This is a genomic window from Amycolatopsis ponsaeliensis (genome assembly GCF_030182635.1).
Taxonomy (GTDB): domain Bacteria; phylum Actinomycetota; class Actinomycetes; order Mycobacteriales; family Pseudonocardiaceae; genus Amycolatopsis; species Amycolatopsis ponsaeliensis.
The window spans coordinates 1-15,231 of sequence record NZ_JAPZLD010000051.1; the positions used below are offsets into that span (position 1 = coordinate 1).

Consider the following 15,231-nt stretch of genomic DNA (forward strand, 5'->3'; position numbering starts at 1 on the left):
GGCCGTTGACTGCGCCCGGGGCGGGGGGGGCCCAACCCCCCACTGGGGGCCGGCGCGGGGCGCCGCCGCGCCCACCCCCCCCGGGGGGGGCCCCGACGGCCATACCGGCTCCGCCCGCCGGTAGTCTCAGTACGTCACCGTCACCGGTCCTCGCCCGCCCTGGGCCGTCACCGTCAACGTCTGCGTGGCCGCGTCCCACTTCCAAGCGCGGGACGGCGCCCAGCCATCGCCGACGTGCACCCGCGAAGGTGCGGCCGTCACGCCGAGGAACTTGACCGTCCACTCCCGCGAAGCGACCTGGGATCGGCCTTGCGCCGGCGCCACCGTCACCGTGTGCGCGCCGCGCCGCTCGGTGTAGGTGATCCGGGTCGTCGAGCTGTGCTTGGACGAAGTCCCGTTGTCCTCGTACAGCGAGAACGACCCCGACGCGCCCGGCGCCACCGTCACCGTCGCCCGGTTCAGCGGGCTCTGGACGTCGTTGGGGACGTCCGCCGTCCGCGTCACCGTGATGCCGCCCGCCCGGACGAACACCGGCATCGTCCCGAGGTCGGACGTCACCTGTTGCGTCGTGCCGCCGGCGTAGGACTTGCCCGTGAAGTAGTCCGTCCACTGGCCCGGCGGGAACCAGACCGATGTCGTCGCCGAGGTCCCGGGGGACGTCACCGGCGCCACCAGCATGTCCGGCCCGTAGAAGTACTCGCTCTGCGCCGCGGTGTACGCCGCCGGCTCGTCCGGGTACTCCACGTACGTCGGGCGGACCACCGGCACGCCCGTCGTCGCCGCCTGCTGCGCCAGCGTGTAGGTGTAGGGCACCAGGTTCTCGCGCAGGTTCAGGAACTTCGTCGCCGACGCCTTCGCCGCGTCGCCGTACTGCCACGGCAGCCGGTCGCTGTGGTTGCTGTGCAGCCGGTCGATCGGCTGGAACGCGCCGAGCTGGACCCAGCGCGCGTACAGGTCGTCGGGCAGCTTGACCGTCTGGTGCTGCTGGCCGCCCGAGGTGTACGTCTCGCTGCCGCGCAGGCCGGTCGTGTCGTTGTGGCCGCCGATGTCGTGGCTGATCGGCGACAGGCCGGTCGCGGCCGACTCCGCCGGGGTGATCCCGACCTCCATCCGCAGCGTGCCCCACGTCGACGACGTGTCGCCGGTGAAGTGGACGGTGCTGCGCTTGTCGGCCCACGGTCCCGTCGGCAGCCCGACCGGGCCGCCGTAGCCCCCGGCCTGCAGCGAGCCGTACGCCCGCGACGTCACGAAGCCGCGTTCGACCGCCGGTGCGGCGAGGTCGGCGTACTTCTGGTTGATCCACGCGTCCGGCGTCACGCCCGGCAGGCTCGACTTCGAGGAGTCGCAGCACCAGTCGAGCCACCAGAAGTCGTTGCCCTGGCTCATCATCTCGCCGTGCAGGTCGAGATAGGCCTTGAGCTGGTCGGGGTCGCCCCAGTCGAAGACGTAGCAGTCCGTGCCACACCCGGACTTCGCCAGCTTGCCCTTCGCCGTCGCCTGCGCGCGGGCGAACTGCGGGTCCGACCCCATGATGCTCGGGTGGGTGTTCAGCGTGTTGTGCAGGCCCTGCGACGCCGACCAGGCGAAGAACCCCGCCGGGTCCGGGAACTTGGTCCGGTCGAACTGCCAGCCGTTCCACGTGTCCGGCGCCTTGAAGTCGGTGTCGGTCACCAGGACGTCCAGCGGCACGCCCTCGCTGCGGAAGCGTGGCAGGATCTTGTCGCGGTAGTCGGCCGCGGTGCGGTCGATGTACTCCGAGTACCAGACGCCGTAGGCCCAGCGCGGCAGCAGCTCCGACGGCCCGGTCAGGGTCGCCAGGTCCCGCAGGCCCGCCTTGTAGTCGTGCCCGAAGGTGAAGACATAGCCGTCCTGGTAAGGGTTCCCGGCGTGCGACGGCCGCTGCGTCACCTTGCCTGCGGCGGTGTCGTACAGGGCCGACGGTGTGTCGTCGAGCAGGTACCAGCCGTCGGAGTGCAGAAGCCCTTCGGTGAGCGACGGCGTCCCGTTGTCGCCGTTGACGCCGTCGAGGCCGCGCCGGTAACCGCCGAGGGTCAGGTGCGGCTGCGGTACCGCCGCGCCGGTGCCGGTGACCGCGACCGTGTCGACGTTCACGTGGCAGCTCGTGTCGTCCGGGCAGCCGAGGACGACGTCGTTCGTGCCGGCCTTGAGGTCGACCGGGACCGACGCGCTCCCCCAGGTGTCCCAGTTCGCGGTGATCGGCAGCGACAGCGTGCGGGTCACGCCGGACGCGGCGACCGTCGCGGTCCGGGTCTCGTGCCTGCCGTCGCCGCCGGTGCCGTTGGCGTAGCGGACCGACAGCTGGTAGGTCCCGGCGGTGGGGACGGCCACGACGCGGTGGGTCAGCGACGAGCCGCGGTTGAGCTCGGCGACGAACCCGCGCCCGGCGTACCCGGCGTGGTCGGTCGCGACCACGGCCGAGCCCGTGCGCAGGCCGGCTTCGGCTTCACAGCTGACATCGAGGGCGCAGCCGGTGAACGCGCGCGCCGACGCGGGCGGGAAGGCCGCGCCGGGCGTCAGCACCGCGAGCGCGTCGACGTTGACGTTGCCGGAGTCGGTCGCGGTGCGCTCGAGGCGGAGGTTGTGGCGGCCGGCGCCGAGGGTGAGCGGCACGGACGCGGTGGCCCAGCTGTTCCAGTCGGCCGTCGTGGGCAGGGTGAGCTTCTGCGGCGTGCCGCCGTCGACGGACACGCTCAGCGTGCGCGTGACGTGCTGGCCGTCGCCGCCCTGGCCGTTGGCGAACCGGGCGGTGACGTTGTAGGTCCCGGCCGTGGCGGCGACGACGTCGGCCGTGGCCGAGTTGCCGGCGCTTTCGAACCCGGCGAGGAAGCCCTCGCCGGTGTAGCCGGTGTGGTCGGTCGCGACGCCCAGCCCGTCGGCGGTCAGGTCTTCGGCCTCGCACAGCGCGCCGGTCGCGCAGGTCAGGTGGCGCCACGGGGCCGCGGTCACCGGCGTGGCACCGGCGTTGGCGCGGATCTGGAGGTTGCCGGAGTCGAACGGCCCGGAGTCCAGCTTGTAGGTCAGGGTCGTCGCGCTGGTGCGGATCGTCAGCACCCCGTTCGCCGTCGTGGACGTGAACGGCGGGGGCGTGAAGGATCCTCGGCCGACGGCGTTGAAGGTGGCGGCGTCGGTGAAGCGGCCGTCGCCCGCGTACTCCGTGCGGATCAGGGTCGGGGAAAGCACCTGGAACCGCGCGTTTCCGGCGGTGACGGTCTGGCGTGCCGCATGCCCGGCTTCGGCCGGGGTCCCGACGGTGATGACGGCCGCGGCGACGGCCAGCACGCTCGCTAGGTGGAGGGTTTTCGTTGTTCTCGTCCGCACGGCGGAACTCCGTTCCGGTCAGGGGGACCCAGCCAGTTTTACAACGTTGGAAAAGGCCGTTCAGATCTGAGCACAGCCGTCGGGCGGATGTCCAGACCACGGGGCGGAACTGTCCGGACAGGCCGGGCTCATTGCCCGGCAGGCCACGCGCACGGAGTATCGGGCCTTCAGCGGCCGGTGACGCCGTCGATCTGCTCCCGCAGGATGTCGGCGTGCCCGGCGTGGCGGGCGGTCTCGCTCGTCATGTGCGCCAGCACCCACCGCAAGGTGTGGAAAGTGCCGTCGATCGCGACGGCCACCGGCCGCTCGGGATCCCCCGCGGCACGAATAGCCGCGTCGCTCTCCCCGATCGCCGCGCGGTATCCCGCCAGCACGTCTTCCGCAGTGAGGCCCTCGGGGACGTCCATCCCCAGGTCCCCGGTGTCCTCGCCGCCCGCGACGTGGTGGCCGAACCAGACGCGCTCCGCGCCGGTCAGGTGGTGGACCAGCCCGAGCAGCGAGGTGCCGGAGCCGACCAGGACCCGGCGCAGCTGCTCCTCGGTGAGCCCGTCCGTCTTCTTGAGGACGCACTCGCGCGCGAAGGTCAGGAACGCCGTCGCGGTGTCGAGCTCGCCACCGTCGTCGCGCGGGACGGGCTTGCGCTGGGTCTCGGCCATGGCGCCGAACCTAGCGGTCAGGCGGAGTCGCGGACCACCAGCTCGGGGTCGAAGATCACCGACTCCGCGCGCCCGGCCGGGTCGGCCATGCGGTCCAGGACCATCCGGGCCATCGCCGCGCCCATCTCCTCCACCGGCTGGCGGACCGTCGTCAGGCGGGGGCGGCAGCTCAGCGCCACCCGGCTGTCGTCGAAACCGATCACCGCGACGTCGCCGGGGACCCGGCGGCCCGCCTCGCGCAGCACCGTCAACGCGCCGTACGCCATCAGGTCGTTGGCCACGAACAGCCCGTCCAGCGCGGGTTCCTCGGCCAGGAGCCGCTCCATCGCCCGCTCGCCGCCGTGCTCGGTGAAGTCGCCCTCGGCCACCGCCACGTACGCGTGGCCGTGGCGGGCCATCGCGTCGCGGAACCCGGCCAGCCGGTCCTGGCCCGCCGGCGTCCCCGCCGGGCCCGCGATCGTCGCGACCCGGTGGCAGCCGCGCTCGACCAGCCGGTCGGCCGCCAGCCGGGCGCCGTCCTGGTGGGCGACGTCGACGTAGCTCACCGGGGCCGAGCGGCCGGGGCGGGCGAACAGCGCCGCCGGGACGCCCGCGTCGGTCAGCATCCGCGGCAGCGGGTCCTCGGCCGGGTGCAGCGAGATCAGCAGCACCCCGCTCACCTGCTCCTGGCGCAGCTTCGCCACGAGCTTCTCCCGCTCCTCGTCGCTGTCGACGAGCATCAGCAGCGGGTGCAGCCCCTGGGGCCGCAGGTGCGCGACCACGCCCTCGACCACCCGGCCGAAGAACGGGTCGCCGAACACGCCGCCGGTGAACGCCTCGACGTGCCGCGCCGGCTCGGACACCACCAGCGCGATCCCGCCCGTGCGGCGCGTGACCAGGGACCGGGCCGCGCGGTTCGGCACGTACCCGGTGGCGGCGATGGCGCGTTCGACGGTCTCCCGCAGCTTCGGGTCGACGTTGCGCACGCTGTTGACCACGCGGGACACCGTGGCCCGCGAGACGCCGGCGACCCGCGCGACGTCCTCGAGGGTCGGCGGCGCCGGGGGCGGATGCGTCGTCACCCCCTCTTTGTAGCACGCTGTGAGAGCGCTCTCCCAGCTCTTTGCCCAGGACATGCCGATGACAAATGTCATCAGCGGCCGCTGAAGGACGACACTGCCGCCCGCGCACCCCGCACGACGACCATTTCTCCCATGACCACCACGACTCGAACCGAAACCGCCGGCTTCCGGCCCGTGCTGCTGCTCACCGGCGGCTACGCCACGCTTTCCGTGCTCACCCTCGTCGCGATCGTCCTTTTCCGGAACGACCACGCGATGGTCACCGACGCGGTCTGGGTGCGCGCCGTCCTCGTCGTCGCCAGTTCGCTGCTGACGTTCGCCTTCGCCCGCAGCGCGGCCCGCGGGTCGAAGAAGGGACTGCTGAGACTGCGGATCGTCTCGGCGGTGATGCTCGTGGCGATCGTCGTCATCGTCGCCCTGCCGGGGCTGTTCCCGCTGTGGCTGCGGATCGAACAAGCCGTCTGCGGGCTGCTCCTGCTCGGGGTGACGGTGCTCGTCAACGGCCGGCGAGCGCGGGCCCGGTAGCGTTCCGGTGATGGACAGGACGGAGCCGGCCGACGTGCAGCGCTGGGTGCGCGGCTGGCGGGTGATGGTGCTCGACGCGGGCATGCTCGTCTACCCGGCGGTGACCGTGCCCGGCGTGCTGCAGCACTCGGCCGGGAACGCCGCGATCGCGGGCTGTGTGCTCGTCGCCGTCTTCGTCGGCTGTTACGTCCTCGCGGCACGTGCCGCGGCGCAGCGGGCGCCGCGGCGGTTCTGGCCACTCCTGGGGGTATTGGCCGTCCTCTTCGTGGCCGCACTCCCCTTCGCCCACGCCGAGGCGTTCTTCCTCGCCACGGTCGTCGTGTCGCTGGCCGTGCCGCGGCTGCCGCGGTACTCCGGTGTGCTCGTGGCCGTCGTCGCGCTCGCGGCGCTGATCGTCCCGTGGGTGCTGTGGGACGCCGCCGGGTGGACGCAGGCGGTCGCGCTGGTGTTCACCGTGCTGGTCGTCTACGCCTTCGCCGAAGCGGTCCGCGCGAACGCCGCGCTCGTCGAGGCCCGGGCCGAGGTCGCGCGGCTGGCGTCCGAGGCCGAACGGACCCGGATCGCCCGCGATCTCCATGACCTGCTCGGCCACTCGCTGACCGCGATCACCGTGAAGAGCACCCTCGCCCGGCGGCTCCTCGACACCGACGGCGCCCGCGCGGGCGAGGAGATGACCGCGGTCGAGACGCTCGCCCGCCAGGCGCTGACCGACGTACGCGCTGCGGTTTCGGGCTACCGGGACGTCACGCTGGCCGGCGAACTCGCCCGCGGCCGCGAGCTGCTGCGCGCGTGCGGCGTCACCGCCGACCTGCCGACCGCGGCCGACGTCGTGGACCCGGCCCGGCAGGAACTGTTCGGGTGGGTCGTGCGCGAAGGGTTGACCAACGTGGCCCGGCACGCGCGCGCGACACGGTGCACGGTCACGGTGACCGAGTCCACTGTGGAGGTGGTCGATGACGGCGTGGGCGGTTCCCCCGAGGAGGGCTCCGGGCTGGCCGGGCTCCGCGAACGCGTCAAGGCCGCCGGCGGGCAGTTCCGGGCCGGGCCGGTCCGGCCGCGTGGCTGGCACGTGCGGGTGACGCTGTGACGATCCGCCTGTTGCTCGCCGACGACCAGGAACTGGTCCGCCAGGCGCTGTGCGCGCTGCTCGCGCTGGAGGACGACTTCGAGGTGGTCGCGTCCGTGGGCCGCGGCGACGAGGTCGTCGCGGCGGCGCGGGAACACCGTCCCGACGTCGCGCTGCTGGACATCGAGATGCCCGGGCTCGACGGGCTCGCGGCCGCGGCGGTGCTCGCCGCGCAGGTGCCGGACTGCCGCGTCGTCATGCTCACGACGTTCGGACGCGCGGGCTACCTGCGCCGCGCGATGGACGCGGGTGCGGCCGGGTTCGTCGTCAAGGACGCCCCCGCCGACGTCCTGGCCGACGCGATCCGCCGGGTGCGGAAGGGCGAGCGGGTGGTGGATCCGGCGCTGGCCGTGGCCACGCTGGCCGCGGGCGAGTCGCCGCTCACCGCGCGGGAACGGGACGTGCTGATCACCGCCCGCACCGGTGCCACGGTCGCCGAGATCGCGTCGCGGCTCTACCTGTCCGAAGGCACGGTCCGCAACTACGTCTCCGCGGCGATCACCAAGACCGGCGCACGCAACCGCGTCGACGCCGTGCGGATCGCGGACGAGCGCGGCTGGCTCTGATTGGCCCGGTCCGGCCCGCCGGAATTGGATCTTCTGCCAGGCCGGTCCCCCGCTTAGCGCTGGCTGCTGGAGGTGGAGGCCGTCCGCGAAGTCCGGACGCGCTTCCACGTGTTCAGCCTGGCGCTGCACAACGAAGGCCGCCCGGTGGACGACTGGTACCGGAAGTGGCTCGACGAACGCTGGGGTCCCGCGCGCGTCGCACTGGCCGCCGCGCACGCGCACGGCGACGAGGTGCTGCGCGACCTCTACACCTCGCTCGGCACGCGTTTCCACCACGACAAGGCGCCGGTCTCGCGCGAAACGATCGTCGCCGCGCTGGCTTCCGTGGACCTGCCCGCGTCGCTCGCGGACGCGGCCGAGTCGCCGGAACTCGACGCGGACCTGCGCGCCGGGAACCGCGCCGCGCTCGACCCGATCGGCGAAGACCTCGGCGTCCCGGCGATCCACGTGGACGGGAACGCCTTCTTCGGCCCGGTCGCCAGCCCGGTCCCGCGCGGCGAGGAGGCCGGACGGCTGTGGGACGGCGTGCTGCTGGTGACCGGGACGCCGGGGTTCTTCGAGCTGAAACGCGGCCGCAGCGCCCCGGTGACGACCTAGGCGTTCTCGTCGAACGGGATCCCGCCCGGCTTCGCCTTGCCGAGGTTGCCGGCGAACTGGTCGTCCTTGATGCCGAAGGTGGCGCTGCCGAAGTTCGCGGCCACGAGCTTGTCGCGGATGCCGGTGGGGTAGCCGTCCCAGCCGACGAGCGTCGGGTACTGCCAGGTGCCCTTGTGGTTCTCGGGCGGGTCGTCGTTGCCGTTGGCCGCGCGGAAGCAGTGCGTCGAGCCACCGTCCTTGTGGTAGACGACCTTCGCGTGCGTGCCTTCGAAGTACATGCTCGCGCGGTCGTGGATGGCGAAGCCGCCGTGCTGCGACGTCGCGACGTACTCGACCTGGTTGTCCTTGACCCACACGACGACGTGCTCCCAGTCGTGGCGGTGCCCGGCGCTGCCGGGGCCGAGGGAGGCCTGGTCCTTCTCGAAGTAGAGGGTGAACATCACGGCGCACCAGCCGTTGTTGCACTTCTGGCGCGAGTAGGAGTTCGTGTTGTCGAGGTCCCAGGAGTCTCGGCAGTGGCCGTTGGTGTCGCCGCCGAGGGAGAGGCCGGGGGCGATGGTGCCGTCCGGGCCGATGGCCGGGGTCGGGTAGCAGCCGTCCTTGTCGTAGTCGAAGGCGGGCTGGAAGGTCTTCTCGAAGTCGGAGGCGTTCCCCGGCAGGGCACTCGGCGGATCGGCGGCGGCGATCCCGGGTGCGATCAGGGACAGGCCCAAGGCGGCGACGGCCGCCACGGTCAGGGTGCGGGTTCGGTGCGCCATCGCGGAACTCCCTCGGGTCTGGGCCGGATCCGTGCTCAGGCTCGCGGCGGGCCGCCCTGGCCCGCAACCGTGCTTCGGGGAGTGTGCCCGGGTTGGGCAGGGAGAAGGGGAAGATCGCGCAGTTGTGTCCGGTGAGTGGCACGGCCGGTCGCCGGTGTCTTGAATGAGTCATTCAGGTCTTGGGAGGTCCTGAATGACTCATTCAAGACGTTTGCCGGGGCGCGCCGGCTCAGTGGGCCAGCCGGGCCTCGGCCGCGTCCCAGTCGGCCGCTCCCGACGGCTCGTAGCGGCGGACCTCCTGGGTCTCGCGCACCAGCGACCGCATCGCCGCCAGGTCCGGCAGGTCCTCCCCCAGTGCCCGGGCCTGGACCAGCACGTTCCCCAGCGCCGCCGCCTCGACCGGGCCCGCCAGCACCGGCACTCCGCACGCGTCCGCCGTCAGCTGGCACAGCAGCTCGTTGCGTGCGCCGCCGCCGACGATGTGGACCACGTCGATCGTGCGGCCCGTGATCGAGGCCGCCGCGCGGAGCGTGCGGCGGTACGCCAGCGCCAGACTGTCCACGATGCACCGGACCACCGCGCCCCGCTCCGCAGGCAGCCGCTGGCCGGTTGCCGTGCAGGCGGCCGCAAGGCGGGCCGGCATGTCGCCCGGTGGCAAGAACTCCGGTGCGTCGATGTCCACGACCGCCGCCAGCCCCGGCGAGGAAGCCGCCGCGCGCAGCAGGCCGGGAAGGTCCGAAGTGGACCACGTCCGCAGCGTCTCCGAGAGCACCCACAGGCCCATCACGTTGCGCAGGAACCGGATCGTGCCGTCGACACCGCCCTCGTTGGTGAAGTTCGCCGCCAAGGCAGCGTCGCCGAGTTCGGGTTCGGGCAGCTCCAGCCCGGCCAGCGACCAGGTGCCCGACGAGATGTAGGCGAAGTTCGTCCCCGGCGAAGCCGGCACCGCTACCACCGCCGACGCCGTGTCGTGCGAGCCGACCGCGACCACCGGCAGCCCGGACAGCTCCGGTGCCGTGCCGACCACCGTGCCCGGGTCGCGCAACGGCGGCAGCAACCGCGGCGGGATCCCGACCTGCGAAGCAAGCGAAGTGGCCCAAGTCCGCGCCCGCACGTCGTAGAGCTGCGTGGTCGACGCGTTCGTCCGCTCGGCGCCGATCTCGCCGGTGAGCCAGTAGTTCAGCAGGTCCGGGATCAGCAGCATCGTCCGGGCCGCGTCGAGCCGGTCGCCCTCGGACACCAGCTGGTACAGCGTGTTGAACGGCAGCTGCTGCAGCCCCGTGACGTCGTACAGCTTCCGGGCGGACACCGAAGCGGCCACCACGGCCGGCACTCCGTCGGTCCGCGAGTCCCGGTAGTGGACGGGGTTGCCGAGCAGCGCTCCCCGCTCGTCCAGCAGCCCGTAGTCGACGGCCCACGAGTCGATCCCGACCCCGGACACCGCGCCGGCTTCCCGGATCCCGGCGAGGGTTTCCCGGTAGAGGCCCAGGACGTCCCAGTACAGCACCGGCCCCGCCCGGACCCCGCCGTTCGGGAACCGCCGCACCTCCTCGACGCTCAACGTCGAACTGCCGACGGTCCCCGCCATGACCCGCCCGCTGGACGCGCCGAGGTCGACGGCCGCCACCCGCGTCACGGGTTCACCACGGTCAGCTCCAGCCCGAGCAGGTCCGCGACGGCCGTCAGCTCGGCGACCCGGTGGCCGGTGCCGAGTGCCCAGTGGTGCGCGATGCCGCTGGCCGACCACGCGTCGGTCCACTCCCCCGGGTCGCACCCGAAGTCGACGCGCGAGGTCGTGTTGCCGATCCGCAGCAGCGGCCCGGGCACGACCGTGCCTTCGGACGCGATGAGCGAGAACGTCCCGTCGCGCCGCTGGCCGAGCCCGCACAGCGTCACCGGCCCCTGCTTGACGTCGAACTCCACCGACACGCCCCAGCCGCGCTTGCCGTGGTAGACGCCGAGGCCGCGCAGCAGCGGCTTGCGCGCGCTGATGCCGAGGTGCGCCGGGCCGTCGTGGCCCATCTCGACGACGCCGTCGCGGAAGTTCAGCGCCTGCAGCTCGGTGAACGACCCGCCCGCGCCGAGCCGGTCCATGACGAGCATCGCCAGGGACGTCCGCAGCTCGTACTCGCCGACCGCCGGGATGCCGCGGGCGGTGAGCAGCGACGCGCCGAGGATGAACCCGGCGCCGACGCGCTCGTGCGTCTCGCCGTCGAGGCCGCGGTGGTAGTAGGCCAGCGAGTCGAGGGAGAAGTCTTCGACGAGCCGGTCGAGCGCCACGGAAACCCTGGCGCCCCAGGCGAAGTCTTCGTCCACCACGGACTCGTCCACCGTGAACACGTCACACGCCACGGCGACCCGGGCCGCCGTCTCGTCGTCGGTGACCTTCTCGACGCGCACCCGCAGGTCGTCGACCTCCAGGATCTCGACGTGGCCGCCGAGCTGGCCGGACACCAGGGTCGGGTCGGTCGAGACGTCCATCATGCCCGGGTAGAGGTGCCCGAGCAGGCCGTGGCGCCCGTGCCGCAGCGCCGCCCGGACGCCGGCCGCCTTGATCCAGCGCTCGATCCGCGCCCACGCCCGCTCGTCCTCGAGGTAGCCGGACACCGAGCGGAATTCGACACCGACGCGGCGGAACGTGTTGGCCATCTCCGGCAGCGGGCAGGCGCCGCAGTAGGCCAGCCACGCGCCGGTGTCGAAGGACTCGTGGTCCATCGCCTCGGTCGGCTGCAGGTTCAGCAGCAGCACCGGCGCGCCCGAACGCTGCGCGATCGGCGCCAGCATGCTGGACGTCAGGTACGTCGTGAGGAACCCGACGATCAGGTCGCACCCGGCCACCCGCAGCTTCTCCGCCGCGGCCGCGCCTTCCTGGGCGTCGGAGACGAACCCGGCGTCGACGACCTCGCAGTCCATTTCGGACAGTCGCGAAGCGACGCGCCGGGCCGAGGCTTCCAGCTGCGGCAACAGCGAAGGGAACTGCGGCCAGTAAGCGCCGAGCCCGCCCGCGACGAGCCCGATGCGAGTTTTACGCGGCGTGATGCGGTCGAGGGTCATCGATCCTCCTTAACGCAGGAACGCGGCGGCCACCCCGGCGTCCACGGGGACGTGCAGGCCGGTGGTGTGGGTGAGGTCGCCGCCGGTGAGGGCGAAGACGGCGGCCGCGACGTGCTCGGGCAGCACCTCGCGCTTGAGGATGGTCCGCTGGGCGTAGAACTCGCCGAGCTTCGCCTCCTCGACGCCGTAGACGGCGGCGCGTTGCGCGCCCCAGCCGCCGGCGAAGATGCCGGAGCCCTGGACGACGCCGTCCGGGTTGACGCCGTTGACGCGGATGCCGTGCGCGCCCAGTTCGGCGGCCAGGAGACGGACCTGGTGGGCCTGGTCGGCCTTGGCCGCACCGTAGGCGACGTTGTTCGGCCCCGCGAACACGGCGTTCTTCGACGAGATGTAGACGATGTCGCCGCCGCTGTCCTGGTCGATCATGGCCTTCGCCGCGGCGCGCGCGACGAGGAACGAGCCCTTGGCCATGACGTCGTGCTGCAGGTCCCAGTCGCGTTCGGTGGTCTCCAGCAGCGGCTTCGAGATGGACAGCCCGGCGTTGTTGACCACCAGGTCGATCCCGCCGAAGGCCAGCACGGTCGCGTCGATCGCGGCCTGCACGGCGTCGGCGTCGGTGACGTCCGCAGTGACCGCGAGGCCGCCGATCTCCGACGCCACCTCTTCGGCCGCGGCGGTGTTCAGGTCGGCGATGGTGACGCACGCACCCTCGGCGGCGAGCCGCAGGGCGATGGCCTTTCCGATGCCCGAACCCGCGCCGGTCACCAGCGCGATCCGTCCGGCCAGCGGCTTCGGCTTAGGCATCCGCTGCAGCTTGGCCTCTTCGAGGGCCCAGTACTCGATCCGGAACTTCTCGCTCTCGGCGATCGGTGCGTAGGTCGAGACCGCTTCGGCGCCGCGCATGACGTTGATCGCGTTGACGTAGAACTCGCCCGCGACGCGCGCGGTCTGCTTGTCCTTGCCGAACGAGAACATCCCGACACCCGGCACGAGCACGATCGCCGGGTCGGCACCGCGCATCGCGGGCGAGTCCGGGGTCGCGTGCCGGTCGTAGTAGGCGCGGTATTCGTCGCGGTACTCGGCGTGCAGTTCCTTCAGCCGCGCGACGACGTCTTCGAGCGGCGCGGAACTGGGCAGGTCGACGACGAGCGGCCGGACCTTGGTGCGCAGGAAGTGGTCCGGACAGGACGTCCCGAGCGCGGCGAGAGGTGCGAGCTTCTCGCGGGCCAGGAACTCGAGGACGACGTCGCTGTCGGTGTAGTGCCCGACGACCCGCTGGTCGGTCGACGCCAGCCCACGCACCACCGGCGCGAGCGCGGCTGCCCGGGTCCGGCGTTCAGCGTCGGGCAGCGCCTCGAAGCCGGGGACGACCGGCCCGAACGGCTCGGCGATCCCGCGCGAGGCGAGGAACGCCTCGGCCGTGCGGATGATGTCGAGGGAGTTGCGCTCGCACTCTTCCGAGGTCGCGCCCCACGCCGTGATGCCGTGCCCGCCGAGGATCACGCCGATGGCCTGCGGGTTCGCTGCCTTGACCGCGGCGATGTCCAGGCCCAGCTGGAACCCGGGCCGCCGCCAGTCCACCCACGCGACGCGGTCTCCGAAGCACTCCTTCGTCAGCGCGGCGCCATCGGCCGCGGTGGCCAGGGCGATGCCGGAGTCCGGGTGCAGGTGGTCGACGTGCGGGGCCTCGACCAGGCCGTGCATCGCGGTGTCGATCGACGGCGCCGCCCCGCCCCGGCCGTGCAGGCAGTAGTCGAACGCGGCGACCATCTCGTCCTCGCGCTCGACGCCCGGGTAGACGTCCACCAGGGACCGCAGCCGGTCCAGCCGCAGCACGGCGAGCCCGGTCTCCTTGAGCGTGCCGAGGTCGCCGCCGGATCCCTTGACCCACAGCACCTCCGTCGGCGCGCCGGTCACCGGGTCGGTGACGGCGCCCTTGGCGGAGGTGTTGCCGCCGGCGTAGTTGGTGTTGCGCGGGTCGGCTCCGAGCGCGTTGCTGCGCGCGATGAGCTGCTCCGGCACGGTCATCGTCATGCTCCCCATCCGGCCTGCGTGCCGCCGGCGCGCTCGGCCACGATCTTCTCCTGGTACCCGCTGCGGTGGTAGGCGGCGACGGGGTCCGGGTCGAGCCCGGACTCTTCGCGCAGCTCGGCCAGCAGCGGCCGGACGTCGGTGTTGTAGGCGTCCATCAGCACGGCGTTCGCGGCCAGGACATCCCCGGCCTGCTGGGCCACGCGCAACGCGGGACGGTCGACGAGCAGTGCCTTGGCCGTGGCCTCCTGGACGTTCATCACCGAGCGGATGATCGCCGGGATCTTGGCCTCGATGTTGTGGCACTGGTCGAGCATGAACGCGATGCCGTAGGCCGGGTCGAGGGCCTCGCCGCGGACGATCTCGTACATGATCCGGAACAGCTGGAACGGGTCCGCCGCCCCGACCATGAGGTCGTCGTCGGCGTAGAAGCGCGAGTTGAAGTCGAACGCGCCGAGCTTCCCGGCCCGCAGCAGGAACGCGACGATGAACTCGATGTTCGTGCCGGGGGCGTGGTGGCCGGTGTCGATGCACACCGTCGCCTTCTCCCCCAGCTCGATGCAGTGCGCGTAGGACGTGCCCCAGTCCGGGACGTCGGTGGCGTAGAAGGCGGGCTCGAAGAGCTTGTACTCCAGCAGCATGCGCTGGTTGTCGCCGAGCCGGTCGTACGTCTCGCGAAGCGCCTCGGCGAGCCGGTCCTGGCGGTCGCGGATGTCGTCCTGGCCCGGGTAGTTGATGCCGTCCGAGAACCACAGCTTGAGGTCGCGCGAGCCCGTCGCGTCCATGATGGAGATGGCTTCCAGGAGGTGGTCGGTGGCCTTGCGGCGGATGCCGGCGTCGGGGTTGGTGACCGAGCCGAGCTTGTAGTCCTCGTCCTGGAAGACGTTGGTGTTGATCGCGCCGATCTCCACGCCCGCATCACGCGCGTAGGCCGTCAGGGCGCCGTAGTCGTCGACGCGGTCCCACGGGATGTGCAGCGCGACGCTCGGCGCGACGCCGGTGAACCGGTGCACGGTCGCGGCGTCGGCGATCTTCTCTTCGGGTGTCCGCGGGACACCGGGTTGCGGGAACACCTTGAACCGGGTACCCGAGTTCGCGTACGCCCACGACGGCGTCTCGATGCGCTGGGCCCGCAGGGCCTGTTTCACGGCCGTCAAGTCGCCCACGGCGATCACTGTCCTTCCGCGACGGTGGGGGTTTCGAGGTGGAAGACCTCGTCCAGGAGCTGAAAGCCTTCGTCGGGCGGGCCGCCGTCGAGGCCGGTGAAGAACTCCGCCATCTCCGCCTGCCAGCGGGCGTTGACCTCGGTCTCGGCCATCGCGGCCTGCGCGGCTTCGAGGTCGTCGGCTTCGACGTAGCCGATCAGGAGGCCGTCCTCGCGCAGGAAGAGCGAGTAGTTGCGCCAGCCGGTGTCGAGCAAGGCCTGCCGCATCTCGGGCCACACCGCGCGGTGCCGCTGCGCGTACTCGGCTTTCCGGTCCGGCTTCACCTGCAGGCAGAAGCAGTATCGGGGCACTG

At 72.2% G+C, this 15,231-nt stretch carries 13 protein-coding genes; 4 read left to right on the forward strand and 9 right to left on the reverse strand.

Annotated elements, in window-relative coordinates:
- Positions 1-126 precede the first annotated feature (126 nt).
- From QQ657_RS46330 to QQ657_RS46340, 3 genes are all read right to left on the reverse strand, one after another.
- Positions 127-3,339, reverse strand: coding sequence for a TIM-barrel domain-containing protein (locus QQ657_RS46330; protein WP_284748786.1), 3,213 nt, complete (start codon positions 3,337-3,339; stop codon positions 127-129).
- A 167-nt stretch (positions 3,340-3,506) separates the two neighbouring features.
- Positions 3,507-3,995: a DinB family protein gene (locus tag QQ657_RS46335; RefSeq protein ID WP_284748787.1), complete on the reverse strand. Its 489-nt coding sequence runs from the start codon at positions 3,993-3,995 to the stop codon at positions 3,507-3,509.
- A gap of 17 nt (positions 3,996-4,012) precedes the next feature.
- Positions 4,013-5,056, reverse strand: coding sequence for a LacI family DNA-binding transcriptional regulator (locus tag QQ657_RS46340; protein ID WP_284748788.1), 1,044 nt, complete (start codon positions 5,054-5,056; stop codon positions 4,013-4,015).
- A 132-nt stretch (positions 5,057-5,188) separates the two neighbouring features.
- On the opposite strand from QQ657_RS46340, the gene QQ657_RS46345 reads away from it, so the two are divergent.
- The 4 genes from QQ657_RS46345 to QQ657_RS46360 all read left to right on the forward strand — a co-directional run bounded on the left by QQ657_RS46345 (position 5,189) and on the right by QQ657_RS46360 (position 7,870).
- Complete coding sequence (locus QQ657_RS46345; RefSeq protein WP_284748789.1) at positions 5,189-5,581, forward strand: hypothetical protein; 393 nt, start codon at positions 5,189-5,191, stop codon at positions 5,579-5,581.
- A gap of 10 nt (positions 5,582-5,591) precedes the next feature.
- On the forward strand, positions 5,592-6,668 hold the full coding sequence (locus tag QQ657_RS46350; protein WP_284748790.1) for a sensor histidine kinase: 1,077 nt from the start codon (positions 5,592-5,594) through the stop codon (positions 6,666-6,668).
- Positions 6,665-7,273 (forward strand): response regulator transcription factor, encoded by a 609-nt coding sequence (locus tag QQ657_RS46355; RefSeq protein ID WP_284748791.1) that lies wholly within the window; start codon positions 6,665-6,667, stop codon positions 7,271-7,273. The genes QQ657_RS46350 and QQ657_RS46355 overlap by 4 nt, the downstream gene beginning before the upstream one ends.
- A gap of 66 nt (positions 7,274-7,339) precedes the next feature.
- A complete protein-coding gene (locus QQ657_RS46360) occupies positions 7,340-7,870 on the forward strand; it encodes a mycothiol-dependent nitroreductase Rv2466c family protein (protein WP_434056852.1) in 531 nt (176 codons plus the stop codon).
- Here QQ657_RS46360 and QQ657_RS46365 read toward each other — a convergent pair.
- The 6 genes from QQ657_RS46365 to QQ657_RS46390 form a co-directional block, all read right to left on the reverse strand.
- A complete protein-coding gene (locus QQ657_RS46365) occupies positions 7,867-8,628 on the reverse strand; it encodes an NPP1 family protein (protein ID WP_284748793.1) in 762 nt (253 codons plus the stop codon). The genes QQ657_RS46360 and QQ657_RS46365 overlap by 4 nt on opposite strands.
- Before the next feature lie 229 nt (positions 8,629-8,857).
- On the reverse strand, positions 8,858-10,255 hold the full coding sequence (locus QQ657_RS46370) for a rhamnulokinase (RefSeq protein ID WP_284748851.1): 1,398 nt from the start codon (positions 10,253-10,255) through the stop codon (positions 8,858-8,860).
- Positions 10,256-10,260: 5 nt separating this feature from the next.
- Positions 10,261-11,682 (reverse strand): L-fucose/L-arabinose isomerase family protein, encoded by a 1,422-nt coding sequence (locus tag QQ657_RS46375; protein WP_284748794.1) that lies wholly within the window; start codon positions 11,680-11,682, stop codon positions 10,261-10,263.
- A 9-nt stretch (positions 11,683-11,691) separates the two neighbouring features.
- On the reverse strand, positions 11,692-13,710 hold the full coding sequence (locus QQ657_RS46380) for a bifunctional aldolase/short-chain dehydrogenase (RefSeq protein WP_284748795.1): 2,019 nt from the start codon (positions 13,708-13,710) through the stop codon (positions 11,692-11,694).
- A 2-nt stretch (positions 13,711-13,712) separates the two neighbouring features.
- Positions 13,713-14,888, reverse strand: a complete 1,176-nt coding sequence (rhaI, locus tag QQ657_RS46385; protein ID WP_284748796.1) for an L-rhamnose isomerase — start codon at positions 14,886-14,888, stop codon at positions 13,713-13,715.
- Positions 14,885-15,229: an L-rhamnose mutarotase gene (locus tag QQ657_RS46390; protein WP_284748797.1), complete on the reverse strand. Its 345-nt coding sequence runs from the start codon at positions 15,227-15,229 to the stop codon at positions 14,885-14,887. The genes rhaI and QQ657_RS46390 overlap by 4 nt, the downstream gene beginning before the upstream one ends.
- Between the last annotated feature and the right edge of the window lie 2 nt (positions 15,230-15,231).

Bases quoted from the DNA above. Each gene is read 5' to 3' on its own strand.
- QQ657_RS46335 (WP_284748787.1), bottom strand. From the start codon at position 3,995: ATGGCCGAGACCCAGCGCAAGCCCGTCCCGCGCGACGACGGTGGCGAG.
- QQ657_RS46345 (WP_284748789.1), top strand. From the start codon at position 5,189: ATGACCACCACGACTCGAACCGAAACCGCCGGCTTCCGGCCCGTGCTG.
- QQ657_RS46350 (WP_284748790.1), top strand. From the start codon at position 5,592: ATGGACAGGACGGAGCCGGCCGACGTGCAGCGCTGGGTGCGCGGCTGG.
- QQ657_RS46365 (WP_284748793.1), bottom strand. From the start codon at position 8,628: ATGGCGCACCGAACCCGCACCCTGACCGTGGCGGCCGTCGCCGCCTTG.
- QQ657_RS46375 (WP_284748794.1), bottom strand. From the start codon at position 11,682: ATGACCCTCGACCGCATCACGCCGCGTAAAACTCGCATCGGGCTCGTC.
- QQ657_RS46380 (WP_284748795.1), bottom strand. From the start codon at position 13,710: ATGACCGTGCCGGAGCAGCTCATCGCGCGCAGCAACGCGCTCGGAGCC.